Consider the following 25,324-nt stretch of genomic DNA (forward strand, 5'->3'; position numbering starts at 1 on the left):
GGCTCAAGCTCGTCGCGACGGGGACCGCGGCGCACGGCTCGCACGTCATCCGCGACAACGCCGTGACGAAGCTCGCCGCGGCCGTCGCCCGCATCGGCAGCGAGGAGTGGCCGGTCCGCCTGTCGGCCACGACCGACGCGATGGTGACCGAGGTCGCCAGGTTCCTCGGCGTGGACCCTGCGGTCACCGGCCCGGACGAGGTCGCGCTGGCCACGGGCTCGGCGTCACGCTTCATCCACGCCGCGCTGCACACCACGTCGAACCCCACGGTGCTGCAGGCCGGGTACAAGCACAACGTCATCCCCGACGCGGCCGAGGCCCTGATCGACGTCCGCTGCCTGCCGGGGGACGAGGAGACGGTCCTCGCCCGGGTGCGCGAACTCGCCGGACCGGACGTCCAGGTCATCACGTCCTTCCGCGACGTCGGGCTCGAGCAGGACTTCGGCGGGCCGCTCGTCGACGCCGTGCGGGACGTGCTCGGCCGGCACGACCCGGGTGCACCGGTGCTGCCGTACCTGCTGTCGGGCGGGACGGACAACAAGGCGCTGTCGACCCTGGGCATCGCGGGCTACGGGTTCGTCCCGCTCCAGCTGCCCGCCGGGATCGACTTCCCCGCGATGTTCCACGGTGTCGACGAGCGGGTGCCGCTGGACTCACTGGCCTTCGGTCGGCGTGTGCTCGGCGACCTGCTCGGGTCGTACTGAGAGACTTGCTGGTCGCCGGGGAGACCTCCGACCCGGCCACGACAGACACGACCGAGCCCCGCTCCGGAAAGGCCGCGCCAGTGCACATCCTCGAGGCGATCTTCCTCGGCTTCGTGCAGGGACTCACCGAGTTCCTGCCCGTCTCCTCCAGCGCCCACCTGCGCATCGTCGGCCTCTTCCTGCCCGATGCGCAGGACCCCGGCGCCGCGTTCACCGCCGTGACGCAGCTCGGTACCGAGACGGCCGTGCTGATCTACTTCTGGCGCGACATCACGCGCATCGTCCGGCGGTGGTTCGGAGCGCTGTCGGGCAAGGTGCCGCGGAACGACCCGGACGTGCGGGTGGGCTGGCTCGTCATCCTCGGCACGATCCCGATCGGCGTCGTCGGACTCCTGCTGCAGGACACGATCGAGACCACGTTCCGATCGCTGTGGATCGTCGCGGTCGTCCTGATCGTGTTCGGCGTGGTCCTCGGCGTGCTGGACCGTGTCGGCCGCAAGGAACGGCGCATCGAGCACATGACGTTCGGCGGGGGGATCCTGATCGGTCTGGCGCAGGTGCTGGCGCTGGTCCCCGGCGTCTCGCGTTCCGGTGCCACGGTGTCCATGGGGCTCGCGCTCGGCTACACCCGCGAAGCGGCGGCACGGTTCGCGTTCCTGCTCGCCGTCCCGGCGGTGTTCCTGTCCGGGCTGTACGAAGCCGCGACCAGCCTCGGCGACACCGGAGCGCCGTTCGGCGTCGTCGACACGCTCGTCGCGACGGTCGTGGCCTTCGGCGTCGGCTTCGTCGTGATCGCCGCGTTCATGAACTACATCAGCAAGCGCAGTTTCATGCCCTTCGTGTACTACCGAGTTGCACTCGGTATCGTTCTCCTCGTGCTCTTGTCGCTCCAGGTGATCCAGCCGTGAGGGCCTGGCAGGCCCCGTCCGTCCCCGAGGTCCCCGGCTCCGGTCCACGACCCGTCGTCCACGACACCTCGACCGGCAAGCCGGTCGACCCCACCCACGGCGAGGACCGCGCCGCCCTGTACGTGTGCGGGATCACCCCGTACGACGCCACACACCTCGGCCACGCCGCGACCTACCTGGCGTTCGACACGCTCGGCCGTGCCTGGCGCGACGCCGGTCTCGACGTCGAGTACGCCCAGAACACGACCGACGTCGACGACCCCCTGCTCGAACGGGCCGCTCGGGACGGCGTGGACTGGCGCGACCTCGCAGCCTCGCAGATCGACCTGTTTCGCCGCGACATGGAGGCCCTGCGCATCCTGCCGCCGGACGACTACGTCGCCGTCACGGACGAGGTCGAGCGGATCGCCGAGGCGGTGGCCTTCCTGCAGGAGACCGGCTCCGCCTACGCCGTGCCGACACCGGACAGCGAGGGCGACGACCTCTACTTCGACGTCAACCGTCCGACCGAGTCCTGGTCGCTCGGCGACGAGAGCCGCATGGACCGCGAGACGATGCTCGCCCTGTCGGCGGAGCGCGGCGGCGACCCCGACCGCCCGGGCAAGCGTGACCCGCTGGACCCCCTGCTCTGGCGCGCGGCCCGGGCGGGCGAGCCGAGCTGGGAGAGCGCGGTCGGCACGGGACGTCCCGGATGGCACATCGAGTGCAGCGTGATCGCCGGTGACCGGCTCGGCCTGCCGATCAGCGTGCAGGGCGGCGGCAGCGACCTGGTCTTCCCGCACCACGAGATGAGTGCCGGGCACGCGGCGGCCCTCGCGCACCAGCCGCTCGCGCACGCGTACGTGCACACCGGGATGATCGCCTACCAGGGCGAGAAGATCTCGAAGTCGCTCGGCAACCTGGTGACGGTGCGCGGGCTGCTCGACGACGGAGCGGACCCGCGGGCGATCCGCCTCGCCCTGCTGTCGCACCGGTACTCGGACGACTGGGAGTGGTTCGACGCCGAACTCGCCAGCGCGACACGCCGACTGGCGACCTGGGACGCGTGGGTCGGTGGCGGGGCCGGACACGCCGACGACGCTGACGACGTCGTCGCTCGGTTGCGAGCCCGGGTCGCTGACGACCTCGACACGCCCGGGGCCGTCGCGGCGGTCGACACGGCGGTTGCCGGCGGCACCCGCTCCACGCCGGAGCTCGTCGACGTCGTCGACGCACTGCTCGGCATCCGCATCGGCTGACGCGCGCGCGTCCTCCCGCGCCGGCAGCGGTCCGGTGGCCGTCGGGTCTCCAGGTTCCGGAACCCCGGCATCTCGACCCGCGCGACCGGCCGTCTCCGGAACCCGGACGCACCTGAGCGGCGAGTCCCGGCACGTCGAGCCGACCACACGACGGACGGGAGGCCCGGTGCCAGCTGGCACCGGGCCTCCCGTCCGTCCGTCAGTTGCCGCTACTGCGGTGGCTGCGGGGGCCGCCACGGACCCTCGCCGGCCTGACCGCCACCGTCCTTGCCGTCCTTGCGCTCCCGGCGCCGCAGGTACTGCTCGAACTCCTGCGCGATCGCGTCGCCCGACGCCTCGGGGGAGTCGACGGTGTCGCGTGCCTGCTCGAGCTGCCCGATGTACGACGCCATGTCCTCGTCGTCGGCGGCGAGGGCGTCGATGCCCTCCTCCCACTCGGTGGCGTCGTCGAGCAGGGTGCCGCGGGGGACGGTCACGTCGGTCAGTTCCTCGATCTTGTCGAGCAGCGACAGGGTGGCCTTGGGCGACGGCGCGTTGTGCACGTAGTGCGGCACCGAGGCCCAGAGCGACAGGGTGGTGAGGCCGGCCTTGTCCATCGTGTCGGACAGCACGCCGAGGATGCCCGTCGGGCCCTCGTACGAGGACTTGTCGACGTCGAAGGCCTGGCGCACCGAGGCGTTCTCGCTCGACACGAACACCGAGATCGGACGGGTGTGCGGGACGTCGGCGAGCATCGCGCCGACGAAGACGACCGCGTCGATCGCGTGGACGTCGGCGAGGTCGATGACCTCGGCGCAGAACGCACGCCACGTGCGGGACGGCTCGGGACCGACCAGGACGAACACGTCGCGCTCCGCGGGTTCCCCGGTGGCACTGATCACGGGACGGCCGACCTGGCCGGGTCCGTGCAGCACGATGCGGGGCCACTGGATGCCGCGCACGCCGTCGTCGTCACTGCCGACGTTCGGTCGGTTGAACTGGTAGTCGACGTACTGCTCCCCGTCGATCTCACGCAGCTCGTCGAGGCCGAGCGCGTCGACGATCCGTCGAGCGAGGCCGCTGGCGGCTTCCCCGGCGTCGTTCCAGCCCTCGAACGCGACGACGAGGAGCCGGCCGTCCTGGAAGGGGGAGTGCTGTGGCACGGAGCGGACCTCCTGGAGGTGGAGTGGGGCACCGCGAGGCGCCCGACACGATCAGGCATCCACTGTAGGCCCCCGGGGCGACGCCGCCCGCGTCCCGGTCGGCTCCGGACCAGGCGCGCCGCGGGCCGCACGCCGGTAGACTCGTCGCCCGTGACCGCGCATCCTCCCGCCCTCGTCCACCCCGCAGCCGTGCTGTGGGACATGGACGGCACGATCATCGACACTGAACCGATCTGGCAGCAGTCCCAAGTGGAGCTGACGAGCCGGTACGGGGCCGAGTGGACCCACGAGGACGGTCTGTCCCTGGTGGGCAGCGGCCTCGAACGGTCGGGGGAGATCCTGCGCGACCGGGGCGTCGACATGGAGGTCGAGGAGATCGTCCAGTGGATGACCTCGTACGTCATGGAGCGCATGGCGCACGACGACCTGCCGTGGCGTCCGGGGGCCCGTGAGCTCATCGAGGAGCTCCACGCGCGCGGGATCCCGACGGCGCTGGTCACGATGTCCCGCCGGAACATGGCCCTGGTCGCCGCGGACGCCCTCGCGGACCACCCCTTCCACGTCGTCGTCGCCGGAGACGACGTCGAGCACCCGAAGCCCCACCCGGAGGCCTACCTGAGCGCCGCCGCCCAGCTCGGGGTCGACGCCACCGCGTGCGTCGCGATCGAGGACTCCGCGACCGGCGTCGCCGCTGCCGTCGCCTCCGGTGCGGTGACGATCGCCGTCGAGCACATCGTCCCGCTGCCCGAGACCGCGGGGGACGTCTACCTGACGTCGCTCGCCGGGGTGGACGTCGACCGCCTGGTGGCGCTGACCTCGCCGGCCCTGGCAGCACGTGCCGGCGGGTCCGGTGGTGCCGGTCGTTCCGGTCCGTCTCCGGTCCCGACAGGAGGCCCGTCCGCGGTCGACCCGTCGGCCTCCGTCGCAGACGGGGCCGCGCAGTGAACGCCGAGCTGCCCGACACGACGGGCCTCCCGCACACGGCCGGCGGCGCGCCGCACACCCCGCCCCGCGGTCCGTTCCGGGCCGGTGACCGGGTCCAGCTCACCGGACCGAAGGGCAAGCTCACGACGCTCTCGCTCGAGCCGGGCGTGATCTACCACACGCACCGCGGCATGCTCGCGCACGACGACGTCATCGGGCAGCCCGACGGGTCCGTGATCACCGCGAGCTCGGGCGACGAGTACCTCGCCCTCCGGCCGCTGCTCAACGACTACGTCATGTCGATGCCCCGCGGGGCCGCGATCGTCTACCCGAAGGACGCGGCCCAGATCGTCGCCTTCGCGGACGTCTTCCCCGGCGCACGCGTGGTCGAGGCCGGCGTCGGCTCCGGCGCGCTGTCGCTGTGGCTGCTCCGGGCGATCGGTCCGACCGGGCGGCTGCAGTCGTTCGAACGCCGCGACGAGTTCGCCGAGATCGCCCGGGGGAACGTGGGCACGTTCCTCGGTGCCGTCCCGGACAACTGGAGCGTGACCGTCGGCGACCTCGTCGAGGAGCTCCCCGGGGCCACCGAGCCGCAGAGCGTCGACCGTGTCGTGCTCGACATGCTCGCGCCGTGGGAGTGCGTCGACGCCGCTGCCGATGCCCTCGTGCCCGGCGGCCTGATCGTCTGCTACGTCGCCACCGTGACGCAGCTCTCGCGGACGGCCGAGGCGCTCCGCGACACCGGACGCTTCACCGACCCGCAGTCGAGCGAGACGCTCGTGCGCACCTGGCACGTCGAAGGCCTCGCCGTCCGTCCGGACCACCGCATGGTGGGACACACCGGCTTCCTGGTGACCGCGCGGCGCTTGGCTGACGGGGTGGTGCTCCCGAACCTCAAGCGCCGTGCCGGCAAGGCGGAGTTCGCCGACGAGGACGTCGAGGCATGGACGCCCGGGGCCGTCGGTGAGCGGTCGGCGAGCGACAAGAAGCTCCGCAAGGTGGCACGGCAGGCCGCGGCACAGGCCCGCAAGGTCGCCGCCGCCGAGGCTGTGGACACGACCGGGACGCCCGGTGCGGACCGGTAGGCTACGTCCGTCGCTCGTCCTGCACCGAACGGAAAGAGGGTCCGTGCGCACCATCCCCGCACTCCTGGTCACCATCGCCCTGGCGGCGTCGCTGACCGCATGCGCGTCGAACGGCGCCGGGTCCACCCCGTCGAGCTGCAACACCCCCGGGGCTGCGTCCGAGGCGGTCACCGTGAAGGGCGCCTTCGGCAAGGAGCCGACCGTCACGGTCCCGTCGGGTGTCACCACCAAGGGCACGCAGGTCTCCGTGGTGCGCACGGGCGACGGTCGGCAGATCGAGGACGGCACCCCCGTCCTGATCGAGTACACGCTGGTCGACGGTGCCACCGGCAAGGTCGCACAGACGAGCGGGTACGCCGGACAGGTCGCGCCGATCACCGCGGGCTCGACGAACGCCGGCGCCCTCGGCAAGGCGCTCGAGTGCGCCCACGTGGGCGACCGCCTGGCCGTCGCGCTGCCGCAGAGCGCCCTGAGCAGCGGTGCCACCGCGAGCAAGAAGACCGAGGACGCGGTCATCGCGGTCATCGACGTCAAGCGGGCCTTCGACGCTCGTGCCACCGGCACCCCGCAGCTCGCGGGTGACGGCATGCCCGCCGTCGTCCTCGCCCCGGACGGCGCCCCGGGCATCACCGTGCCGTCCACGGCCGCGCCCTCGGGTGACGAGACCCACCTGCTGCGCAAGGGCTCCGGCTCGACGCTCACCGCGAAGGACACCGCCGTCGTCAAGTACACGGCCGTCACGTGGGGTGCCGACTCGACGGTGGCCGGCTCGAGCTGGACCGACGGCACCGGCGCACAGACCATCCCGCTGGCCAAGGGCCAGATCGCCGAGGGCGTCCGCAGCGCCCTCCTGGGCAGGCACGTCGGCGACCAGGTGCTCGCGATCGTGCACCAGCAGGGCGCCGCGTACGCGTACGTCATCGACGTGCTCGGATCCGTCAAGTCCTAGGACCGCCGTGCCAGCCACCCGTGTGCCCCGCGTACCGGCGGAAGAGCGCCTGTTCAGCCTCGTGCTCGCGCTGCTGTCGACCGAAGCCGGCCTGACCAAGTCCGAGATCCTCGCCAACGTGCAGGGCTACCGGCAGCGCTTCGCCACCGGCGGGGACAACGCCTCGCTCGAGCGCCAGTTCGAGCGCGACAAGGACGACGTCCGCGACCTCGGGATCCCGCTCGAGACCATCGAGACGCCCGGGGCCGCTGGCAACAACCAGACCCTGCGGTACCGGATCCCGAAGGGCGAGTACGACCTGCCCCTCGACGTGCGCTTCACCCCCGACGAATCAGCACTCCTGTCGCTCGCGGCCATGGCCTGGCGCGAGGGGGCGCTGTCCTCCGACTCGCGACGGGCGCTGCTCAAGGTCCGGGCGGCCGGCGACGACGAGGCGGCAGCCGGGTCCATCGGCACCGCGGCCTACGCCCCGCGCCTGCGCGCGCGTGACGCCGCCTTCGAGCCCCTCCGGTCCGCGCTCGACCGGGCCGCCGCGGTGCGCTTCGACTACATCACCCCCGGCGAGCACCAGGCACGCCGTCGCGAGCTCGAGCCGCTCGCGCTGGTCCAGCACGGCGGCCGGTGGATGCTCGCCGCGCACGAGCCCGCCACCGGTGGTGACAAGAACTACCTGCTCTCGCGCATCGTCGGACCCGTGTCGCAGTTCGGAGCCGGGCAGCACCCGGCTCCCGCCGGCGCTGGCGAGCGCACCCTCGCCGAACTCGACCGCATCTGGGCCGAGCGCACCGCCACGATCACCGTCGTGCCCGGGTCCGACGCGGAACGCCGGCTCGGGCGTCGGCGCGACACCACCGTGCGCGAACCGGGAGTCCTGCTGGTGCACTACGTCGACCCGCAGATCCTGGCCGAGGAACTCGCCGCCTTCGGGCCAGAGGTCAGCGTGCTCGAACCGACCGACATGCGCGAGCGCGTGACCGCCCGTCTGCGCGGGCTGGTCGCCGACCACGGCGGGGCCGACACGGATGACGAGGTCCCACGTGGCTGAGACCCAACCGCTGCAGGCGCAGGACAAGCTCGCGTTCCTGCTCGCCCTCGTGCCGTACCTGATCGACCGCGAGCGCGTGTCGGTGGCCGAGGCAGCGCGCCACTTCGGCGTACCAGAGGCCCGCATCCGCCGTGCCGTCGAGCTCATCGCCGTCTCGGGGATCCCGGGCGAGACCATGCAGTACCAGCACGGCGACCTGTTCGACATCGCCTGGGACGACCTCGAGCAGAACGACATGATCGTGCTGACCAACCTGGTGGCGATCGACGACTCCCCGCGGCTCTCCGCCCGCGAGGCCTCCGCGCTCATCGCCGGGCTGCAGTACCTGTCTGCGCTGCCCGAGGCCGCGGACCGCGACGCCATCCGCGCCCTCATGGCCAAGCTCTCGCGCGGCGCCGGAGGTGCCGCCGCCAACGTCGCCGTCAGCCAGGAACTCCACGACGCGACCCTGACGACCATCCGCCAGGCGATGTCGGACTGCCGCGGTCTCGTGTTCGACTACGCCGGACCCCGCACGCAGGGCAGCACCCGTCGGGTGGACGCGCTGCGCGTCGAGTCGATCGACACGGCCTGGTACCTGCGCGCGTGGGACCTCGACCGCGACGCACTGCGCACGTTCCGCCTCGACCGGATGTCCGCCGTGCGGGTGGACGACCGCCCGGTGACGCGGTCGATCGACGACGTCGACATGCCCGACACCCTGTTCCAGCAGTCGGCCACGGACGTCATCGTCACGGTCGAGCTCGACGCGTCGTCGCTGCCCCTGGTGGCGGACTTCCTCGCCGACACCGCCGACGCGCCGGACGGCGGCGGTCGGGTCCGCGTCCGGCTGGCCGCTTCGGCCGGGTTCGACGGCGTGGTGCGGTTGGTCGCCGGGCTGCCCGGCCGGGCGGTCGTGATCGACCCGCCCGCTGCGCGGGAGGCGGTCCGCGCGTTCGCCGAGTCCGCGCTGCGCGGCCACTGACGCCGCCGCGCGAGGTCGCGCAACGCGCCGCTCGCGTCCGCCGAGATCGCACGACGTGTCGCTTGGGGGCGCGCCAACCGACGGTTCCCGCGATCTCGACGCAGCCGGCACGGCGTGTCGTGCGACCGCAACGCGGCCCACACGGTGCGGGCAGCACACTGGACGCGACCGTGCGCCGGACGGGAGGACCGTGGCGGGCTCGCACCGGGCCTCCCGCCCGACTCGGGCCAGGCGAGAGCGTCGCCGCGCCGCGGTCGCGCGACGCGCCGCCCGCGGCTGCCGCGGTCGCGCGACTTGCCGCCCGCGGCTGCCGCGGTCGCGCGACTTGCCGCCCGCGGCTGACGCGGTCGCGCGACTTGCCGCCCGCGGCTGACGCGGTCGCGCGACTTGCCGCCCCGCGGCGGACGAGGTCGCACGACCTGCCGCCCAGCGGCTGACGAGGTCGCACGACCTGCCGCGGCGCGGCCCTGCGGGCGACGGTTCCCGCGACGTCGGCGACGTCCGCGCGGCATGCCCTGCAACGGCCGGCTCGGGCACGGCGTCCCGCACCCGATCGTCGACTGCCATCGGCTGTGCGTTCTCGGCACGGCCGCGGAGTGTCGGTCCCGCTGCCGTAGGATCGGGACATGGCTTCGACGACCGCGAGCGGGCGAGAGAAGCGGCAGGGTCGCCGTCCCAAGGAACCCGAAGGCCGCATGTCCCTCGGGCAGCACCTCATCGAGCTGCGGAACCGGCTCTTCAAGGCGGTCCTCGCGGTCCTGGTGGGCGCGGTGGGCGGCTGGTTCCTCACCCCGTTCGTCCTCGACTCGCTGCGTGCCCCGGTGGCCGAGCTGGCGAAGGTGGGCGGACACACCGCCGAACTGAACTTCCCGATGATCACCGGCGCGTTCGACCTGAAGCTGCAGATCGCGATCACGATCGGCATCGTCATCGCCAGTCCGGTGTGGCTCTACCAGATCTGGGCGTTCATCGTCCCGGCCCTGGTCCGCCGCGAGAAGCAGTACGTCTGGGGCTTCCTCGGCACCGCGATCCCGCTGTTCTTCCTCGGGTGCGCCTTCGGGTGGTACGTCCTGCCGCACATCGTCGGGATCCTCGGCAGCTTCGTGTCGAGTCAGGACACGTCCATCGTCGACGCCAAGGCGTACTACGACTTCACGATCAAGCTCATCGTGGCGGTCGGCATCGCCTTCGTGCTGCCGGTGTTCCTGGTGCTGCTGAACTTCGTCGGCGTGCTGACGGCGGCGGCGATCATCAAGTCCTGGCGCGTCGCCATCCTCTGCATCCTCGTGTTCTGCGCGATCGTCACCCCGAGCGCCGACGTCATCTCGATGTTCCTGCTCGCCGTGCCCATGACCGTGCTGTACGTCGCGGCGTGCATCATCACCTGGTTCCACGACCGACGCCTCGCGAAGCGCCAGGCCAAGCTCGACGCCGAGTACGGCCTGTGACCGACACGAGCCTCAGCGCTGCCGAACGGTTCCAGGCGGCGCGCGTCCGCAACCGGTCGCGCAACCTCGAGCTGTTCCGCACCGACCTACGCTTCGACCTCGACCCGTTCCAGTTCGCTGCGTGTGACTCCCTCGACCAGGGCCGGAGCGTGCTCGTCGCCGCCCCGACCGGCGCCGGCAAGACGATCGTGGCCGAGTTCGCGATCTGGCTGGCCATGCGGCAGCCCACGGCGAAGGTGTTCTACACGACGCCGATGAAGGCGCTGAGCAACCAGAAGTACGCCGAGCTCGTCCAGGCCTACGGCGAGACCGAGGTCGGCCTGCTCACGGGGGACACGAACGTCAACCCGCGGGCCCGCGTCGTCGTGATGACGACCGAGGTCCTGCGCAACATGATCTACGCCGACTCCGACCTGCTCGACGACCTGGCGTGGGTGGTCCTCGACGAGGTGCACTACCTGGCTGACCGGTTCCGCGGCGCCGTGTGGGAAGAGGTGATCCTGCACCTGCCGACCGAGGTCCGCCTGGTCTCCCTGTCCGCGACGGTGTCGAACGCCGAGGAGTTCGGCGACTGGCTGCAGACCGTCCGCGGCGACACCGACGTCATCGTCTCCGAGGACCGGCCCGTCCCGCTCGAGCAGCACGTGCTGGTCGGCAACAAGATGGTCGACCTGTTCGACTCCTCCGGTGCGGCGGCCACGAACCGCGTCAACCCGGAGCTGCTCCGACTGGTCGGCGGCGGCTCGCGGAACGACTCCCGCGGCGGACACCGCGGACGCCGTGGGCACGGCGGGTACGTCGACCGCCGTGGTCCGCGCACCGAGAAGGCCCACCGCGAGCACATCGCGCACATGCTCGACGAGCGGATGCTGCTCCCCGCGATCTTCTTCGTCTTCAGCCGCAACGGCTGCGACCAGGGCGTCCGGCAGGTCGTCCGGTCCGGGCTGTCGCTGACCACCCGCGACGAGCGCAACGAGATCCGTGAGACCGCGGAGTACCACTGCCGCACCCTGCTCGACGAGGACCTGGCGGTGCTCGGGTACTGGGAGTGGCTCGAAGGACTCGAACGCGGTGTCGCAGCACACCACGCCGGCATGCTGCCCGCGTTCAAAGAGGTGGTCGAGGACCTGTTCCAGCGCAAGCTGCTCAAGGTCGTGTTCGCCACCGAGACCCTGGCGCTCGGCGTCAACATGCCCGCCCGCACGGTCGTGCTCGAGAAGCTCGAGAAGTTCAACGGCGAGGCCCGCGTCCCGATCACGCCGGGCGAGTACACGCAGCTGACCGGCCGTGCCGGACGCCGCGGGATCGACGTCGAGGGCCACTCGGTGATCCAGTGGTCCGACGGGCTCGAACCGCAGGCAGTCGCATCGCTCGCCAGCCGTCGGACGTACCCGCTCAACTCGTCGTTCAAGCCGACGTACAACATGGCCGTCAACCTGATCGAGCAGTTCGGGCGCCAGCGCACACGAGAGGTCCTCGAGACTTCGTTCGCGCAGTTCCAGGCGGACCGTTCCGTGGTCGACCTGGCGCGCAAGGTCCGCTCGCAGCAGGAGTCGCTCGACGGCTACCAGAAGTCGATGCAGTGCCACCTCGGCGACTTCACCGAGTACGCGGCGCTCCGCCGACAGCTGTCCGACCTCGAGCGCACCAACGTCCCCGGCGGCCGCGAGGCCTCGCACGGCGCCCGGGCCGAACGCCAGGCCGCGATCACCGAGGTCCGCCGGGCACTGCAGCGCCACCCGTGCCACGCCTGCCCTGATCGCGAGGCCCACGCCCGTTGGGCCGAGCGCTGGTACAAGCTCAAGCGCGTCAACGACAAGCTCCTGCAGCAGATCCGGTCGCGCACCGGTGCCGTCGCGACCACGTTCGACCGGGTCACCGACGTGCTCCTGCAGCTCGGCTACCTCGTGCCGTCCGACAGCGGGACGTCCGGCACCGGGACGACCGGCACCGGGACGGACGGCACCGAGCCGTCCGGCATCGTCCCGACCGCGGCGACGGCCCGTGGTGACGGCGAGTTGACCGTCGCCGCCGGCGGACGTCGTCTGCAGCGCATCTACGGGGAGCGTGACCTGCTCGTCGCCGAGTGCCTCGAGGCCGGCGTCTGGAAGGAACTGACGCCCGGACAGCTCGCCGCGATGGCGGCCACGATCGTGTACCAGCCCCGACGCGAGGACGCTCCCGGCACCGAGCACGCCCTGCCACGCGGCGCGTTCCGGCCCGCGCTCGACGAGACCCTGACCATCTGGTCCCGCCTGGACGACGTGGAGCGCGACGCCCGCCTGGCGGGGTCGCAGCCGCCGACGCCGGCGATCGCCCTCGGGATGTTCCGGTGGGCGTCCGGGTCGGCCCTCGACGACGTCCTCCGGTCGCTCGACCTGGCGGCCGGTGACTTCGTCCGGTGGTCCAAGCAGGTCATCGACCTGCTCGACCAGATCAAGAACGCGGGTGACCCCGACCTCGCCGACACCGCCCGACGTGCGACGGACGCGGTGCGCCGCGGCATCGTCGCGTACGCGACGGTCTGACGGGAGGCCCGGTGCAGGTCCCCGAGTCCGTCGCGCCTCCGCGCGCCGGTGCCGTCCCACCGAGACGCCGCGGTCCGTCCCGGACGCGGCCGTTCCCGGCGCCGTCCGGCGATGTGCGCGGCGTCTCGCAGCCGTCGCCGTTCACCGCGCTGCCGGTGCGCTTCGCCCTGCCGCTCGCGGTCATCGGCGGGGTCCTGTTCGCGCTGTCGTTCCCCTCGCCCGGCTGGTGGTTCCTGGCCTACCCCGCGGTCGCGTGCCTGCTGCTGTCCACGATGGGGCACGGGTGGCGACGCGCGGCGTGGATCGGCTACCTCGGGGGCGTCGCGTTCTGGGTGCCCGCGATCTCGTGGGCCGGTCGCTACCTCGGGCCGGTCCCGTGGCTGGCCCTGGCGCTCTTCGAGGCCGCGATGTTCGCACTCGGCAGCGTCGCCGTGGCACTCGCGTACCGCTGGGTCGCGCGGGTCGTGACCTCGACCGCCGGGCGCGTGTGGGGCCTCCCGGCCGTCATCGCCGCACTGTGGACCGGACGCGAGTGGTTCTCGGGCAGCTGGCCCTACGGCGGGTTCGCGTGGGGGCGGGTCGGGCTGTCGCAGTCCGACAGCCCGTTCGCACACCTGGCGGCCTGGGTCGGCGTGCTCGGGGTGTCCTTCGTCGTCGTGTACTGCGTCGCCGTGGTCGTCTCGCTCGGCCTGGTCAGGGGCATGCAGGTGCGCGTCCGCGTCGCCACGGCGGGACTGCTGGTCGCCGCCGTGCTCGCCGTGCCCGCGTGGCCCACGGCGACCGACGGGACGATCCGCGTCGAGGCGGTACAGGGCAACGGCCCCGCCGGCTACTTCGACCGGGCGGCACCCGGCGAGGTCCTGGAGTCGCAGGTCGCCGCGACCGACGTGGAGGCGACGGGGGTGGACCTGGTCGTCTGGCCGGAGGCGTCTGCGGAGTTCGACCCACGCGCCCAGCCCGTGATCGCCGGGGCGCTGGACCGCGTCGTCCGTTCGGTCGACGCACCACTCGTCGCCGGCGCGATCACCCAGACACCGTCCGGCGTGCTGCACAACACCTCGTTCGTGTGGACGGCCGACGGATGGCAGTCGTCCTACGACAAGAAGCGCCCCGTGCCGTTCGGCGAGTACGTGCCCGACCGGTGGTTCTTCTCGAAGCTCGCACCGTCGCTGATCGGCCTGCTGCAGCGCGATTACACGCCGGGCACCAAGCCGAACGTGCTGTCCGTCGCGGGGGTCAAGGCCGGCATCGCGATCTGCTTCGACATCGTCGACGACGGACTGACCCGGGACATGGCGCGCGGGGGAGCGCAGGTGATCCTCGCGCAGACCAACAACGCCGACTTCTCGGGGACCGACGAGAACCTGCAGCAGCTCGAGATCGCCCGGATGCGTGCCATCGAGACCGGGCGCTCGCTGGTGAACATCTCGACCGTCGGGGCGTCCCAGGTGATCGATCCGAGCGGCCGGACGATCGACCGGGTGCCGGAGTACACCGCCACCTCGATGGTGACCGACGTCCCGCTCGGCACGACGACCACCCCGGCGACGGTCGCGTCCGGGCTCATCGCGCTGGTGCTCTCGCTCGGCGGCATGCTCGTCCTGCTCGCGTGCGCGCCGTGGCAGCGCCGTCGTTCTCGCACTGGGAACCGACTGTGAATGCAGCCGTCCCGGAACGAACCCGCGTGGGACAGTGTTGGTACGGGTGAACGACTGAGAGGAGTCCACCATGGCTGATCGGAGTCTCCGCGGCATGCGGCTCGGGAGTCAGAGCCTCCAGAGCGAAGAGGGCGTCGAGCTCTCTGACCGCAAGCGAGCGGTCTTCCAGGCATCGACGGGCGAGACCTTCGACGTGGTGTTCTCGGCCGACGCCGAGGTCCCGCCGACCTGGTCGGACCCGCGCAGCGGTTTCGAAGGACGTCTCCTGGGCGATGACGGGGTTCCCGTCGAGGTCGCCGCTGAAGACGTCAAGGCGCCGCGCACCCATTGGGACATGCTGCTCGAGCGTCGCTCGCGCGAAGAGCTCGAGGAACTGCTGCAGGAGCGCTTGGCGTTCCTGCGTGCTCGACGCGGCGCGTAGCGTCCGCACTGACGAAGGCCCGCTCCCCATCGGGGGAGCGGGCCTTCATCTGTGCGGAGCCGTCTCGGCGCTGGCCGTCGCGGTCTCGGGGTCAGCCGTTCTGCTGGTCGTCGCGGAGCTGCCGACGGGTGGCGTCGGCCGCCGCGGCGAGCTTCTCCTCAACGCTGCGGTTCGACTCCGCCAGGCGCTCGTCGAGTGCTGAGTCGGGCACGATGTCCGAGGCGGGGGCGTTCGCATCCGCGACCGTCGTGGAGCCGGCGGACGAGTTCGCCAGGCTCTCGTTCGCGAGCTTCGAGATCTTGTCGAGGAAGTCCGAACTGCCGGCGGCGGCGGCGCCGGCGGGGGCTCCGCCGGTGCGGGTCGCCGTGAAGCCCTTCGCGATGCCCGACAGGGCCTCAGTGAACTCGCTGGGGATCATCCAGACCTTGTTCGCGGTCCCCTCGGCGATCTTCGGGAGCATCTGCAGGTACTGGTACGACAGGAGCTTCTCGTCCGGGTCGCCCACGTGGATGGCGTCGAAGACCGTCGCGATGGCCTGCGCTTCACCCTCGGCCCGGAGGACCTGGGCCTTCGCAGCGCCCTCGGCCTGGAGGATCGCTGCCTGTCGCTGCCCCTCGGCTTCGAGGATCTGCGACTGCTTCGTGCCCTCGGCCTGCAGGATGGCGGCACGCCGGTTCCGCTCGGCACGGAGCTGCTGCTCCATGGCGTCGACGATCGACACGGGCGGCTCGATCGCCTTGAGCTCGACGCGACCCACGCGGATGCCCCACTTGCCGGTGGCTTCGTCGAGGACGACCCGGAGCTGGCCGTTGATGTTGTCGCGGCTGGTCAGCGCTTCTTCGAGGTTGAGCCCACCGACGACGTTGCGGAGCGTGGTGGTAGTCAGCTGCTCGACGGCCCCGAGGTAGTTCGCGATCTCGTAGGTCGCAGCGCGGGCGTCGGTCACCTGGAAGTAGACGACCGTGTCGATCGAGACCACCAGGTTGTCCTCGGTGATCACGGGCTGTGGCGGGAACGACACGACCTGTTCACGCATGTCGAGCAGCGGCCGGAGCCGGTCGATGAAGGGGACCAGGAGGTTCAACCCGGGGTTGAGGGTCTTGTGGTACTTGCCGAGACGCTCCACCACGCCCGCGGTGGCCTGCGGGACGATGCGGATCGCCTTGGCGAGCACGACGATCACGAAGATGACGATGACGACGATCAGGACGAGGAGCACGATCGTGCCGGGTTCGAGGGTCACGGAGTTGCCTTCTGTTCGATGCGGACGACTGCGGTCGAGCCCTCGATGGACTCGACGACGACGAGGGTGCCGAGCGGCGGGGTGCGGTCGGCGACGGCGGTGTCGATCCGCGCGCTCCACGTCTCGCCGTTGGCCAGGCGGACCTGACCGGGTCGGGACGGGGTGAAGGCGACGGCGACGGTGCCGGCCATGCCGACCAGACCCTCGACACCCGTGCGGTGCGGGTCGGCGTTGCGGCCGAGGGCCTGCAGCACACGTGGACGCACGAGGGCGAGCAGCACGAGAGCGACGACCGCGGCGACGATGGCGGACAGCCACCACGGAGCGCCGATCACCGCGGCGATGAGCCCGCCGGCGGCCCCTGCGGCCAGCATGATGAAGATGAAGTCGAGCGTGAAGACCTCGACCACCCCCAACACCAGGACCAGGGCGACCCAGACCAGTGCCTGGACCCATTCGGTGATGTTCACGCGGTCCTTCCCTCCCTCGGACGCGTTCGGTGCCGCTGCGTCACGACGACCGGTCCACGTCCGTTCAACATATCTGATGACCACCGACAAGGGTTGGATGTCCGGGTGTCTCCGGGGGGATTGGTAGGCTCGAGCGGGCCCGACGAGCGGCCCTGAACCAGGAGGAACACCACCGTGAGCAACCCCCTCGCCGCCGGAGCACTCGCCGGCAAGCGCGCCCTCGTCACCGGGTCCTCGCGCGGCATCGGAGCCGACACGGTCGGGTACCTGGCCGACGCCGGCGCGAAGGTCGTCGTGAACTACCGCAACAAGGCCCGCCGCGCTGAGCAGATCGCCGAGGGCATCGTCGCCGCCGGCGGGGACGCCCTGGCCGTCGGCGCGGACCTGACCGACCACGACTCCGTCCAGGCGATGGTCGACGCCGTCGTCGCGGCGTGGGGCGGCATCGACCTGCTGGTGCTCAACGCGTCCGGGGGCATGGAGTCGGGCATGGGCGACGACTACGCGCTCCGGCTGAACCGCGACGCCCAGGTCGACATGCTCCAGACCGCCGTGCCGCACATGCCGGCCGGGTCGCGCGTGGTGTTCGTCACGAGCCACCAGGCGCACTTCGTCGAGACCGCCGAGACCCTGCCCGAGTACCTGCCCGTCGCGAAGAGCAAGCACGCGGGTGAGACCGCCCTCCGTGAGCTCGTCCCGCAGCTCGAGGCCGCCGGCATCGAGTTCGTGGTCGTGTCCGGCGACATGATCGAGGGCACGATCACGGCGACGCTGCTGAACCGCAGCAACCCCGGAGCGATCGAGGAGCGCCGCGGGGCGGTCGGCAGGCTCTACAGCGTGTCGGAGTTCGCCGCCGAGATCGCCCTGGCCGCCGTCGAGCCGGTCCCGTCCGACCACACGCGCCTGGTCGGCGACGTCTCGGGCTTCACGCAGTCCTGAGCGACGCGGTAGCGTCAGCCCGGTGACCGCCCAGCCCGGCCTGCGCCGAACCTCCCGCATCCTGCTGCTCGACCCCGAGGGCCGGGTGTTCCTGATGGACACCAACGCGCCGTCGAGCGACGGGTTCCACCGCTGGCTCACGCCGGGCGGGGGCGTGGACCCGGGGGAGTCCCACCGGGACGCAGCGGTCCGCGAGCTCCGCGAGGAGACGGGCATTGTGATCGACGACCCGGGGGAGCCCGTCTGGTCCTGGGACTTCGACGTCAGCTGGGACCAGGCCGACCACGACCGCGGCCACTCCGAGTTCTACGTGGTCCGCACCGACGGGTTCGTGCTGTCGGACGCCGAGTGGACGGACGACGAGCGCGTCGACATCCTCGACTCGCGGTGGTGGAGCGCCGATGAGCTCGAGGCCACCGACGAGCCGTTCGAACCGCCGGAGCTGCCTGCGCTGGTGCGGCAGGTCACTCGCGTGGTGTGAGGACGCAGAACTCGTTGCCCTCGGGGTCGGCGAGCACCACCCACGGTGCGTCCGCCTGACCCACGTCGACCCGGGTCGCGCCGCGGGCGACGAGTGCGTCGACCTGTCCCTGGTGGTCGTCGTCGGGGGCCGGCGCGAGGTCGATGTGCAGGCGGTTCTTCACGGACTTGGCCTCGGGCACCGGGACGAACACCCACCCCTGGGGCAGCTGCTCGCGCGGGACCGTCCCCTCGAGCGCCTCGGAGCCCGGGGGAGCGATGACGACCTCGTCGTCGGCCTCGAACACCACGGGCCAGGCCAGGGTGTCGGCCCACCACCGCGCCAGTGCGCGCGGGTCGTGGCTGTCGATGACGATCGAGTACCAGCGGAGTGCCATGCCGGTCAGTATGGCCGTTCTCCACGGGTCCTGTCCGGGTCTTCTGCCGGGTCGGTACTCGTCGGTACCCTGAGCGGCATGGAGAAGCCCGAGGTCCCGGCAGCCGACCGTCACGACCGCATCCGTGTGCGCGGGGCACGCGAGAACAACCTCCGCGACGTGGACGTCGACCTGCCCAAGCGACGGCTGACCGTCTTCACCGGGGTTTCCGGCTCCGGCAAGAGCTCGCTCGTCTTCGCCACCGTCGCCGCCGAGTCGCAGCGGATGATCAACGAGACCTACAGCGCCTTCGTGCAGGGGTTCATGCCGTCGCTCGGCCGTCCGGACGTCGACGTGCTGGACGGCCTCACCACGGCGATCGTGGTCGACCAGGAACGGATCGGCGCAGACCCGCGGTCGACGGTGGGGACGGTGACGGACGCCAACGCCATGCTCCGGATCCTGTTCAGCCGGCTCGGTCAGCCGCACGTCGGCGGGCCGAACGCGTTCTCGTTCAACCTTGCGACGGTGTCGGCGGGCGGCGCCATCACCGTGCAGAAGGGCACTGACGCCAAGGCGCAGAAGGTGTCCTTCAACCGCCTCGGTGGCATGTGCGCCCGGTGCGAAGGGCGGGGGAGCGTCACCGACATCGACCTCACGCAGCTGTTCGACGACTCGCGCGCGCTGCGGAACGGTGCCCTCACGATCCCCGGCTACGGCACCGACGGCTGGAACGTCCGCCTGTACGCCGAGTCCGGGTACTTCGACGGGGACAAGCCGATCCGGGACTTCACCGAGCAGGAACGGCAGGACTTCCTGTACCGCGAGCCGACGAAGCAGAAGATCGCCGGCATCAACATGACGTACGAAGGGCTCGTGCACCGGGTCCGTCGGTCGTTCCTGCAGAAGGACCGCGAAGCGATGCAGCCGCACATCCGGGCGTTCGTCGACCGAGCCGTCGCGTTCACCACGTGCCCCGACTGCGGTGGGACGCGCCTCAACGAGACCGCACGGTCGTCGAAGGTCGCCGGCAAGGACATCGCCGAGGTGTGTGCGATGCAGATCACCGACCTCGCCGCTTGGCTGCACGGGCTCGACGAACCCTCGGTCGGTCCGCTGCTGGACGGCCTCCGCGACGCGGTCGACGCCTTCGTGGAGATCGGGCTCGGGTACCTGTCACTCGACCGTCCCACCGGCACGCTCTCCGGTGGGGAAGGGCAGCGCGTGAAGATGGTCAAGCACCTCGGGTCGAGCCTCAGCGACGTCACGTACGTCTTCGACGAACCGAGCACCGGCCTCCACCCGCACGACATCGAGCGGATGAACGGGCTGCTGCTCCGCCTCCGCGACAAGGGCAACACCGTGCTGGTGGTCGAGCACAAGCCCGAGGTGATCCGCATCGCGGACCACGTCGTCGACCTCGGCCCTGGTGCAGGCACCGATGGCGGAACGCTCTGCTACCAGGGGCCGATCGACGGACTGCGGGGGAGCGGGACGGTCACCGGGAAGCACCTCGACGACCGGGTGTCGGTGAAGTCCTCGTTCCGACACCCCACCGGCGCGATCGAGATCCGCGGTGCGGACCGGCACAACCTGCAGCACGTGGACGTCGACGTGCCACTCGGGGTGCTCACCGTCGTCACCGGGGTCGCCGGGTCCGGCAAGAGCACGCTGATCCACGGCTCGCTGGCCTCGCGCGACGACGTCGTGGCCATCGACCAGAGCGCCATCAGGGGCTCACGTCGAAGCAACCCGGCCACGTACACCGGGCTCCTCGAGCCCGTCCGCAAGGCCTTCGCGAAGGCGAACGGCGTCAAGCCGGCCCTGTTCAGCGCCAACTCCGAGGGGGCCTGTCCGGCGTGCAACGGGGCCGGCGTGGTCTACACCGACCTCGGGATGATGGCCGGCGTCTCCACCACGTGCGCGGAGTGCGACGGCAAGCGGTTCGACCAGTCCGTGCTCGCGTACCGACTCGGCGGGAAGGACATCAGCGAGGTGCTCGCGATGCCCGTGGCCGAGGCGGAGCAGTTCTTCGCCGCAGGTGACGCCCGGATCCCCGCCGCGCACGCCGTCCTGCAGCGACTCGTCGACGTCGGCCTGGGGTACCTGACCATCGGCCAGCCGCTCACGACGCTGTCCGGCGGCGAGCGGCAGCGGCTCAAGCTCGCGGCGCACCTCGGCGAGCCGGGCGGCATCGTCGTCCTCGACGAACCGACGACGGGGCTGCACCTCGCCGACGTCGCGCAGCTGCTCGGGCTCTTCGACCGACTCGTCGACTCGGGCAAGAGCGTCGTCGTGATCGAGCACCACCAGGCCGTGATGGCGCACGCGGACCACGTCATCGACCTCGGTCCGGGCGCCGGACACGACGGCGGTCGCGTGGTGTTCGAGGGCACGCCCGCCGAACTCGTCGCTGACCGCACGACGCTGACCGGGAAGCACCTCGCCGACTACGTCCGGGGCTGAGCCGGACGACGACGACATCCGGTCAAGACGGCCCAGGTCAGCACGACCCAGGTCACCGCGACCCAGCGATCCGTCCGTCGCGGAGGAACCCGATGAAGTCGACGCGGACCCGGTCGAGGTCGGGGGAGCGGCCGGTGATCTCCCGGATGCTCGCCACCGCCTGGCCGACGGCCATCCAGCCGCCGTCAACGGTCCTCCGGCCGGCGGCCCGGGCGGCGCGCAGCAACGGCGTGTCGATCGGGAAGTAGACGGCGTCCGCGACCCAGGCCTGGGCAGGCAGCACCGACGGATCGAACGCGGCGCGTCCGTCGTCGTTCATGCCGAGGGGAGTGGCGTTGACGGCGCCGTCCGCCTGTGCAAGCACCGACGGCACGTCGTCGAGGGCGACGGTGTCGACCACGTCCGATCCCAGCGACACCCGGAGTCCTTCGGCCCGGTCGGCGTCTGCATCGACGATCGTCAACCGCGCGACGCCGAGTGACACCAGCGCGTACGCGATCGCCGCGCCGGCTCCGCCCGCGCCGAACTGCACCACGGCGGCACCGGCGACACTGCCCGGACCCCGCTCGATCGCGATCCGGAAGCCGAGCCAGTCGGTGTTGTGCCCGATCCGGCGGCCGTCACGGAAGACGACGAGGTTCACCGCGCCGATGCGCGCAGCGTCCGGGTCGAGCTCGTCGAGCAGCGGCATCACGGCCTGTTTGCAAGGGTGCGTCACATTGACGGCGGCGAAGCCCTGCGCCTGCACCTCGTCGAGCACAGCCGGCAGATCGGTCGCCGGGCGCCCGAGCGCATCGAGGTCGAGGAGCCGGTACTCCGAGTCGAGGCCGAGGCGGGCGCCCTCCGTCTCGTGCATCAGCGGCGTGAGCGACCTGCTGAGTCCCGAACCGATCAACCCAACGAGCACGCGTTCCACGGTGCTCGACGATAGCGCCGTTCCCCTTGGCCCGGCCCGCGGCGGACGGGAGGCTCGGTGGCGGTCGGCTGTCGAGCCTCCAGACCGGTGGTTGGGGCATCCACGGCACGTGGTGCGCCACACGGAAGACCTGCGACGCACCCAGACTGGCGCGCGTAGCGTCCGGCGCATGAGCTACAGCCAGCCAGACCCAGCCGAGGAAACCACGCAGAGCGCAGCTCCCGAGCAGCCGGACACCGACACTGACGCGGTGGAGGAAGACGGCCGCGAGGACGCGGCGCTGGAGATCGACGCGGACGACGTGCCGACCTCCGACGCCTGAGCGGTTCGCTCCGCACCGAACCACGAGACGGACACAGCACCGCGAAGTCGCACGGTGCTGTGTCCGTCTCGCAGTTCCGGAGCCGCCTGGTGTCAGCGCCGTCGGAAGACACGCGCGAGCGCCGATAATGCCTATTATGTCAGCTCGAATGAGTCCGACGGTCCCCGAAGCCGCCCAGCGGTGGACATCACACCCCGAATTGCCTCAGCGATGCTCCCTACCGTCAGAGCATGATCATCGCGAACATCCTGATCCCCGTGGCCCTCTCCGTTGCGACCCTGGGTCTGTCCGACCCGGCGATCGACACGGCGGGCGCCCCCGAACCGGTCCTGGTTCCCACCGCTCGCGTGCAGATCGCCGACGGTGCCCCCGCCATCACCAATGAGTCGGTCTGGTTCAGTGCCGGAATCCCGACGGCCGCCGGCAACTGTGACGACACGAACGTAGAATGACCATACCTCACGTTCTGCGTGACCAGTGCGACGGGCGCGCGAACCCGGCCGACAGCCGCGTCCGGTCGTCGCCGCGCGCGCTGTTCACCTGCGGCTGCGTCAGGTAGACCGCGTCGGTCAGGTCCGCTCCGGACAGATCTGCACCGCGCAGATCGACGCCGAGCAGGTCGCAGCGCGACAGTTCGGCGTCTCGGAGGTCAGCGCCCAGCGCCACGCTCCCCCGCAGGGTCTGCCCACGCAGATCCACACCACGCAGGTCGGCGCCGGCCAGGTCACTCCCCGGCCCACGGACGCCGCGCCCCGAGTCCAGCGGCGTGACGCGACCGACCTCCGCGCGGGCGATCTCGCTGGCGCTGACCAGTAGGTCACGACACGCGTCGTACTCCGCGTCGACGTCGACCGCCAGCACCGTCGCCGGGTCAGCGTCGCTCAGCTCCTTGACGCGGGTGAACGCCGCGGTCCATGGTGCCGGGTCGCGCGACCCCGTCACGAGACCGATCGCCTCGTCGAGGTACCACAGCAGTTCGTGCAGCCGTCGGACGACCGGGAACACCGCGAACATCTCGGCACGGGTCCCCGGGTCGTCGCGCCAGGAGCGTCCGGCGAACGTGGACCGCGACACCTTCTGCCCCGCACCGAAGCAGTCGAACACGGTGCACCCGGCGAAGCCCCGGTCGCGCAGATGCGGGTGGATCCGGCAGCCGTCCTGGTCGTCGAGGTTCGTGCACGGCTCCCCCGCGTCCTTGTCGAACGGGAAGTCCGCCGACTTCGCGAACGCCAACGCCACGCAGCACAGCCCGAAGCAGTCGGCGCAGTCCGCGCCGAGGTCCTCACGTCGGCCGAGCTCGACCCGGGTCCGAGTCACGACGTCACGACGTCCAGCACGGCGACGGTCATGCCGGCAACGGTCGCAGGTCGGTCCATCGCCTGCAGCGCGGCGGGCAGCTCGTCGAAGGTGATCGTCTGCCCGATCGTTGCGTCGAGCCGGAGCCGACCGGCGACGATGTCGTCGAGCATGGCGGCGTACTCCCCCACCGAGATGCCGTGGCTGCCGAGCAGCTCGAGCTCCTCGCCGATGACGCGGCCCATCGGGATCGCCGGGACGGCCTCGTCGTCGAGCAGCAGTCCGACCTGGACGTGCCGGCCTCGGGGGCGGAGCGTGGCCACGGCGGTGACCGAGGTGGCACGGCTGCCGAAGGCGTCGACGGAGACGTGGGCGCCGCCACCGGTCAGCCGCCGGACCTCGTCGACGGCGTCCGGCCCCGACACGACCGTCGTCGCCCCCAGCGTCCGGGCACGCTCGAGTGCCCCGGGCGACACGTCGACCGCGATCACGTGTGCGCCGGCCGCGACGGCGACGATGATCGCCGACAGCCCGACTCCGCCGCACCCGACCACGACGACGTGCTCCCCCGCGGCGACGCGACCCCGGGCGTGCAGCGCGTGGTACGCCGTGCCGAAGCGGCAGCCCAGCCCGGCCGCGTCGACGAACGGCACGGCGTCGGGCAGCGTGACGAGGTTGACGTCGGCGTGCGGGACGACGAGCTCCTCGGCGAACGAGCCCGGGAGCGTGAAGCCCGGCTGCTGCTGTCGGATGCACACCTGGGTGGCACCGGACCGGCACTCGTCGCACGCCCCGCAGGCGAAGACGAACGGCGCGGTGACCCGGTCCCCCACCGCGTGTGCGCGGACGGCGTCGCCGACGGCGATCACGGTCCCGGCGAACTCGTGCCCTGGCACGTGCGGCAGGTGGACCGAGTCGTCGTGTCCACGCCACGCGTGCCAGTCGCTCCGGCAGACACCGGTCGCTGCGACACGCACGACCACGCCGTCCACCGGACAGTCGGGCCGGTCGAGCTCGACGACCCGGGGGACGGCACCGAACTCGGAGTAGCTGACGGCACGCATCCGGTCATCCTGCCACCGATGGCGAGCACGTCGGGCCGACCAGGGCCGGTGCCCCGTAGGATCCCTGCATGTCCTCCACCGCGGTCCGCCGCAGCGTCCGGATGTCCCTCGTGGCGATCGTCGTGGCACTCACCAGCCTCGTCGTCGTCGACGCCGACCGTGCCGACGCGCACTCGTCCCTGGTGTCGAGCACGCCGTCCGACGGGCAGACGCTCACCGACCCGCTCGACCGCGTCGACCTGACCTTCTCCGAGGCACCGCTGACCGGGCTCGACGCCGGCCTCCGCATCGAGGTGCGCGACGCCGCCGGCCAGGACGTCTCCACGGGCGACGTCACGGTCGACGGCCTGACGATGTCGAAGGCGGTGGAGCCCACGAACGGGTCGTACACGATGCTCTGGCGGTACGTCTCCCCCGACGGGCACCCGATCACCGGCGAGCTCGCCTTCACGGTCGACCTGCCGGCCAGCACACCGACCGGGTCGCCGAGCGCGTCCACCGAGCCCGGTTCGGACGCGACCGAGATCGACGTCACCCTCGAGGCGACAGCACCCACGGCGGGTGACGACACGCCGTCGACCTGGCCCGTCCTGGTAGCCGGTGGCGTCGGCATCGTGCTCATCGCGGCGATCCTGGTCGCCGCGTCGCGGCGCCGACGCGTCCCGACGGACGACTGAGCCGGTCCTCGGACCGCGGTCCCCCGGACCGGACAGGAGGCTCGGTGCCGGCCCGCACCGAGCCTCCTGTCCGTCCGCTCC

Annotated in this window: 25 protein-coding genes; 18 read left to right on the forward strand and 7 right to left on the reverse strand. The window is 71.6% G+C overall.

What is annotated here, in order from left to right; genetic code table 11:
* The 3 genes from ASG04_RS17915 to mshC all read left to right on the forward strand — a co-directional run.
* A partial coding sequence (locus tag ASG04_RS17915) for a peptidase dimerization domain-containing protein (protein ID WP_235515527.1) occupies window positions 1-704 on the forward strand: 704 nt, incomplete at its 5' end.
* 80 nt (window positions 705-784) lie between these two features.
* The gene (locus ASG04_RS11795) at window positions 785-1,612 is read left to right on the forward strand and encodes an undecaprenyl-diphosphate phosphatase (RefSeq protein WP_056124469.1); all 828 of its coding nucleotides are present in this window, start codon (window positions 785-787) and stop codon (window positions 1,610-1,612) included.
* Complete coding sequence (gene mshC / locus ASG04_RS11800; protein WP_056124471.1) at window positions 1,609-2,850, forward strand: cysteine--1-D-myo-inosityl 2-amino-2-deoxy-alpha-D-glucopyranoside ligase; 1,242 nt, start codon at window positions 1,609-1,611, stop codon at window positions 2,848-2,850. The genes ASG04_RS11795 and mshC overlap by 4 nt, the downstream gene beginning before the upstream one ends.
* A 209-nt stretch (window positions 2,851-3,059) precedes the next feature.
* Here mshC and ASG04_RS11805 read toward each other — a convergent pair whose 3' ends face one another.
* A complete protein-coding gene (locus ASG04_RS11805; RefSeq protein ID WP_056124475.1) occupies window positions 3,060-3,992 on the reverse strand; it encodes a proteasome assembly chaperone family protein in 933 nt (310 codons plus the stop codon).
* Between the two features lie 150 nt (window positions 3,993-4,142).
* Here ASG04_RS11805 and ASG04_RS11810 point away from each other — a divergent pair, with 150 nt between their 5' ends.
* From ASG04_RS11810 to ASG04_RS11850, 9 genes are all read left to right on the forward strand, one after another.
* A complete protein-coding gene (locus tag ASG04_RS11810; RefSeq protein WP_235515528.1) occupies window positions 4,143-4,937 on the forward strand; it encodes an HAD family hydrolase in 795 nt (264 codons plus the stop codon).
* An 8-nt stretch (window positions 4,938-4,945) separates the two neighbouring features.
* Window positions 4,946-6,001, forward strand: a complete 1,056-nt coding sequence (locus ASG04_RS11815) for a tRNA (adenine-N1)-methyltransferase (RefSeq protein ID WP_056125737.1) — start codon at window positions 4,946-4,948, stop codon at window positions 5,999-6,001.
* A 43-nt stretch (window positions 6,002-6,044) separates the two neighbouring features.
* Window positions 6,045-6,950 (forward strand): FKBP-type peptidyl-prolyl cis-trans isomerase, encoded by a 906-nt coding sequence (locus ASG04_RS11820; protein ID WP_056124478.1) that lies wholly within the window; start codon window positions 6,045-6,047, stop codon window positions 6,948-6,950.
* A gap of 7 nt (window positions 6,951-6,957) precedes the next feature.
* Window positions 6,958-7,995: a helix-turn-helix transcriptional regulator gene (locus ASG04_RS11825; RefSeq protein WP_056124481.1), complete on the forward strand. Its 1,038-nt coding sequence runs from the start codon at window positions 6,958-6,960 to the stop codon at window positions 7,993-7,995.
* Window positions 7,988-8,959, forward strand: a complete 972-nt coding sequence (locus ASG04_RS11830; RefSeq protein ID WP_056124484.1) for a helix-turn-helix transcriptional regulator — start codon at window positions 7,988-7,990, stop codon at window positions 8,957-8,959. Before ASG04_RS11825 ends, ASG04_RS11830 begins: the two co-directional genes overlap by 8 nt.
* 695 nt (window positions 8,960-9,654) lie before the next feature.
* The gene (gene tatC, locus ASG04_RS11835; protein WP_056124487.1) at window positions 9,655-10,407 is read left to right on the forward strand and encodes a twin-arginine translocase subunit TatC; all 753 of its coding nucleotides are present in this window, start codon (window positions 9,655-9,657) and stop codon (window positions 10,405-10,407) included.
* Window positions 10,404-12,935, forward strand: coding sequence for a DEAD/DEAH box helicase (locus ASG04_RS11840; protein WP_056124491.1), 2,532 nt, complete (start codon window positions 10,404-10,406; stop codon window positions 12,933-12,935). The genes tatC and ASG04_RS11840 overlap by 4 nt, the downstream gene beginning before the upstream one ends.
* A gap of 113 nt (window positions 12,936-13,048) precedes the next feature.
* Entirely contained in the window at window positions 13,049-14,593 is a 1,545-nt protein-coding gene (gene lnt / locus ASG04_RS11845; RefSeq protein ID WP_082518084.1) for an apolipoprotein N-acyltransferase, read from the forward strand.
* 70 nt (window positions 14,594-14,663) lie between these two features.
* The gene (locus ASG04_RS11850) at window positions 14,664-15,014 is read left to right on the forward strand and encodes an RNA polymerase-binding protein RbpA (protein WP_056124495.1); all 351 of its coding nucleotides are present in this window, start codon (window positions 14,664-14,666) and stop codon (window positions 15,012-15,014) included.
* Window positions 15,015-15,105: 91 nt separating this feature from the next.
* Here ASG04_RS11850 and ASG04_RS11855 read toward each other — a convergent pair whose 3' ends face one another.
* Both ASG04_RS11855 and ASG04_RS17620 read right to left on the reverse strand, forming a co-directional pair.
* Entirely contained in the window at window positions 15,106-16,257 is a 1,152-nt protein-coding gene (locus ASG04_RS11855; protein WP_056124497.1) for an SPFH domain-containing protein, read from the reverse strand.
* Window positions 16,254-16,727: an NfeD family protein gene (locus ASG04_RS17620; protein ID WP_056124501.1), complete on the reverse strand. Its 474-nt coding sequence runs from the start codon at window positions 16,725-16,727 to the stop codon at window positions 16,254-16,256. The genes ASG04_RS11855 and ASG04_RS17620 overlap by 4 nt, the downstream gene beginning before the upstream one ends.
* Before the next feature lie 174 nt (window positions 16,728-16,901).
* Between ASG04_RS17620 and ASG04_RS11865 the strand changes: the two genes are divergently transcribed.
* Together ASG04_RS11865 and ASG04_RS11870 are read left to right on the forward strand one after the other, a co-directional pair.
* Window positions 16,902-17,666, forward strand: a complete 765-nt coding sequence (locus ASG04_RS11865) for an SDR family oxidoreductase (RefSeq protein ID WP_056124504.1) — start codon at window positions 16,902-16,904, stop codon at window positions 17,664-17,666.
* A gap of 22 nt (window positions 17,667-17,688) precedes the next feature.
* A complete protein-coding gene (locus ASG04_RS11870) occupies window positions 17,689-18,147 on the forward strand; it encodes an NUDIX hydrolase (RefSeq protein WP_056124507.1) in 459 nt (152 codons plus the stop codon).
* Here ASG04_RS11870 and ASG04_RS11875 read toward each other — a convergent pair.
* Window positions 18,131-18,523: a VOC family protein gene (locus tag ASG04_RS11875; protein ID WP_056124510.1), complete on the reverse strand. Its 393-nt coding sequence runs from the start codon at window positions 18,521-18,523 to the stop codon at window positions 18,131-18,133. The genes ASG04_RS11870 and ASG04_RS11875 overlap by 17 nt on opposite strands.
* Before the next feature lie 78 nt (window positions 18,524-18,601).
* Here ASG04_RS11875 and ASG04_RS11880 point away from each other — a divergent pair, with 78 nt between their 5' ends.
* Complete coding sequence (locus tag ASG04_RS11880) at window positions 18,602-20,968, forward strand: excinuclease ABC subunit UvrA (protein ID WP_056124513.1); 2,367 nt, start codon at window positions 18,602-18,604, stop codon at window positions 20,966-20,968.
* A 52-nt stretch (window positions 20,969-21,020) separates the two neighbouring features.
* Here the strand turns inward: ASG04_RS11880 and ASG04_RS11885 are convergent, their stop codons facing one another.
* Window positions 21,021-22,055, reverse strand: coding sequence for a shikimate dehydrogenase (locus ASG04_RS11885; RefSeq protein WP_082518087.1), 1,035 nt, complete (start codon window positions 22,053-22,055; stop codon window positions 21,021-21,023).
* On the opposite strand from ASG04_RS11885, the gene ASG04_RS17470 reads away from it, so the two are divergent.
* A complete protein-coding gene (locus tag ASG04_RS17470) occupies window positions 22,054-22,206 on the forward strand; it encodes a hypothetical protein (RefSeq protein ID WP_156463648.1) in 153 nt (50 codons plus the stop codon). The genes ASG04_RS11885 and ASG04_RS17470 overlap by 2 nt on opposite strands.
* Window positions 22,207-22,436: 230 nt before the next feature.
* A complete protein-coding gene (locus tag ASG04_RS11895; protein WP_056124521.1) occupies window positions 22,437-22,658 on the forward strand; it encodes a hypothetical protein in 222 nt (73 codons plus the stop codon).
* Window positions 22,659-22,665: 7 nt separating this feature from the next.
* Here ASG04_RS11895 and ASG04_RS11900 read toward each other — a convergent pair whose 3' ends face one another.
* Together ASG04_RS11900 and ASG04_RS11905 are read right to left on the reverse strand one after the other, a co-directional pair.
* The gene (locus tag ASG04_RS11900; RefSeq protein WP_056124524.1) at window positions 22,666-23,523 is read right to left on the reverse strand and encodes a pentapeptide repeat-containing protein; all 858 of its coding nucleotides are present in this window, start codon (window positions 23,521-23,523) and stop codon (window positions 22,666-22,668) included.
* Window positions 23,520-24,566 (reverse strand): alcohol dehydrogenase catalytic domain-containing protein, encoded by a 1,047-nt coding sequence (locus tag ASG04_RS11905; RefSeq protein ID WP_056124527.1) that lies wholly within the window; start codon window positions 24,564-24,566, stop codon window positions 23,520-23,522. The genes ASG04_RS11900 and ASG04_RS11905 overlap by 4 nt, the downstream gene beginning before the upstream one ends.
* A 68-nt stretch (window positions 24,567-24,634) precedes the next feature.
* Here ASG04_RS11905 and ASG04_RS11910 point away from each other — a divergent pair, with 68 nt between their 5' ends.
* Window positions 24,635-25,243 (forward strand): copper resistance protein CopC, encoded by a 609-nt coding sequence (locus ASG04_RS11910; protein WP_056124530.1) that lies wholly within the window; start codon window positions 24,635-24,637, stop codon window positions 25,241-25,243.
* Window positions 25,244-25,324: the final 81 nt, after the last annotated feature.

Origin of the sequence: Curtobacterium sp. Leaf183 (genome assembly GCF_001424385.1) — a bacterium.
GTDB lineage: Bacteria > Actinomycetota > Actinomycetes > Actinomycetales > Microbacteriaceae > Curtobacterium.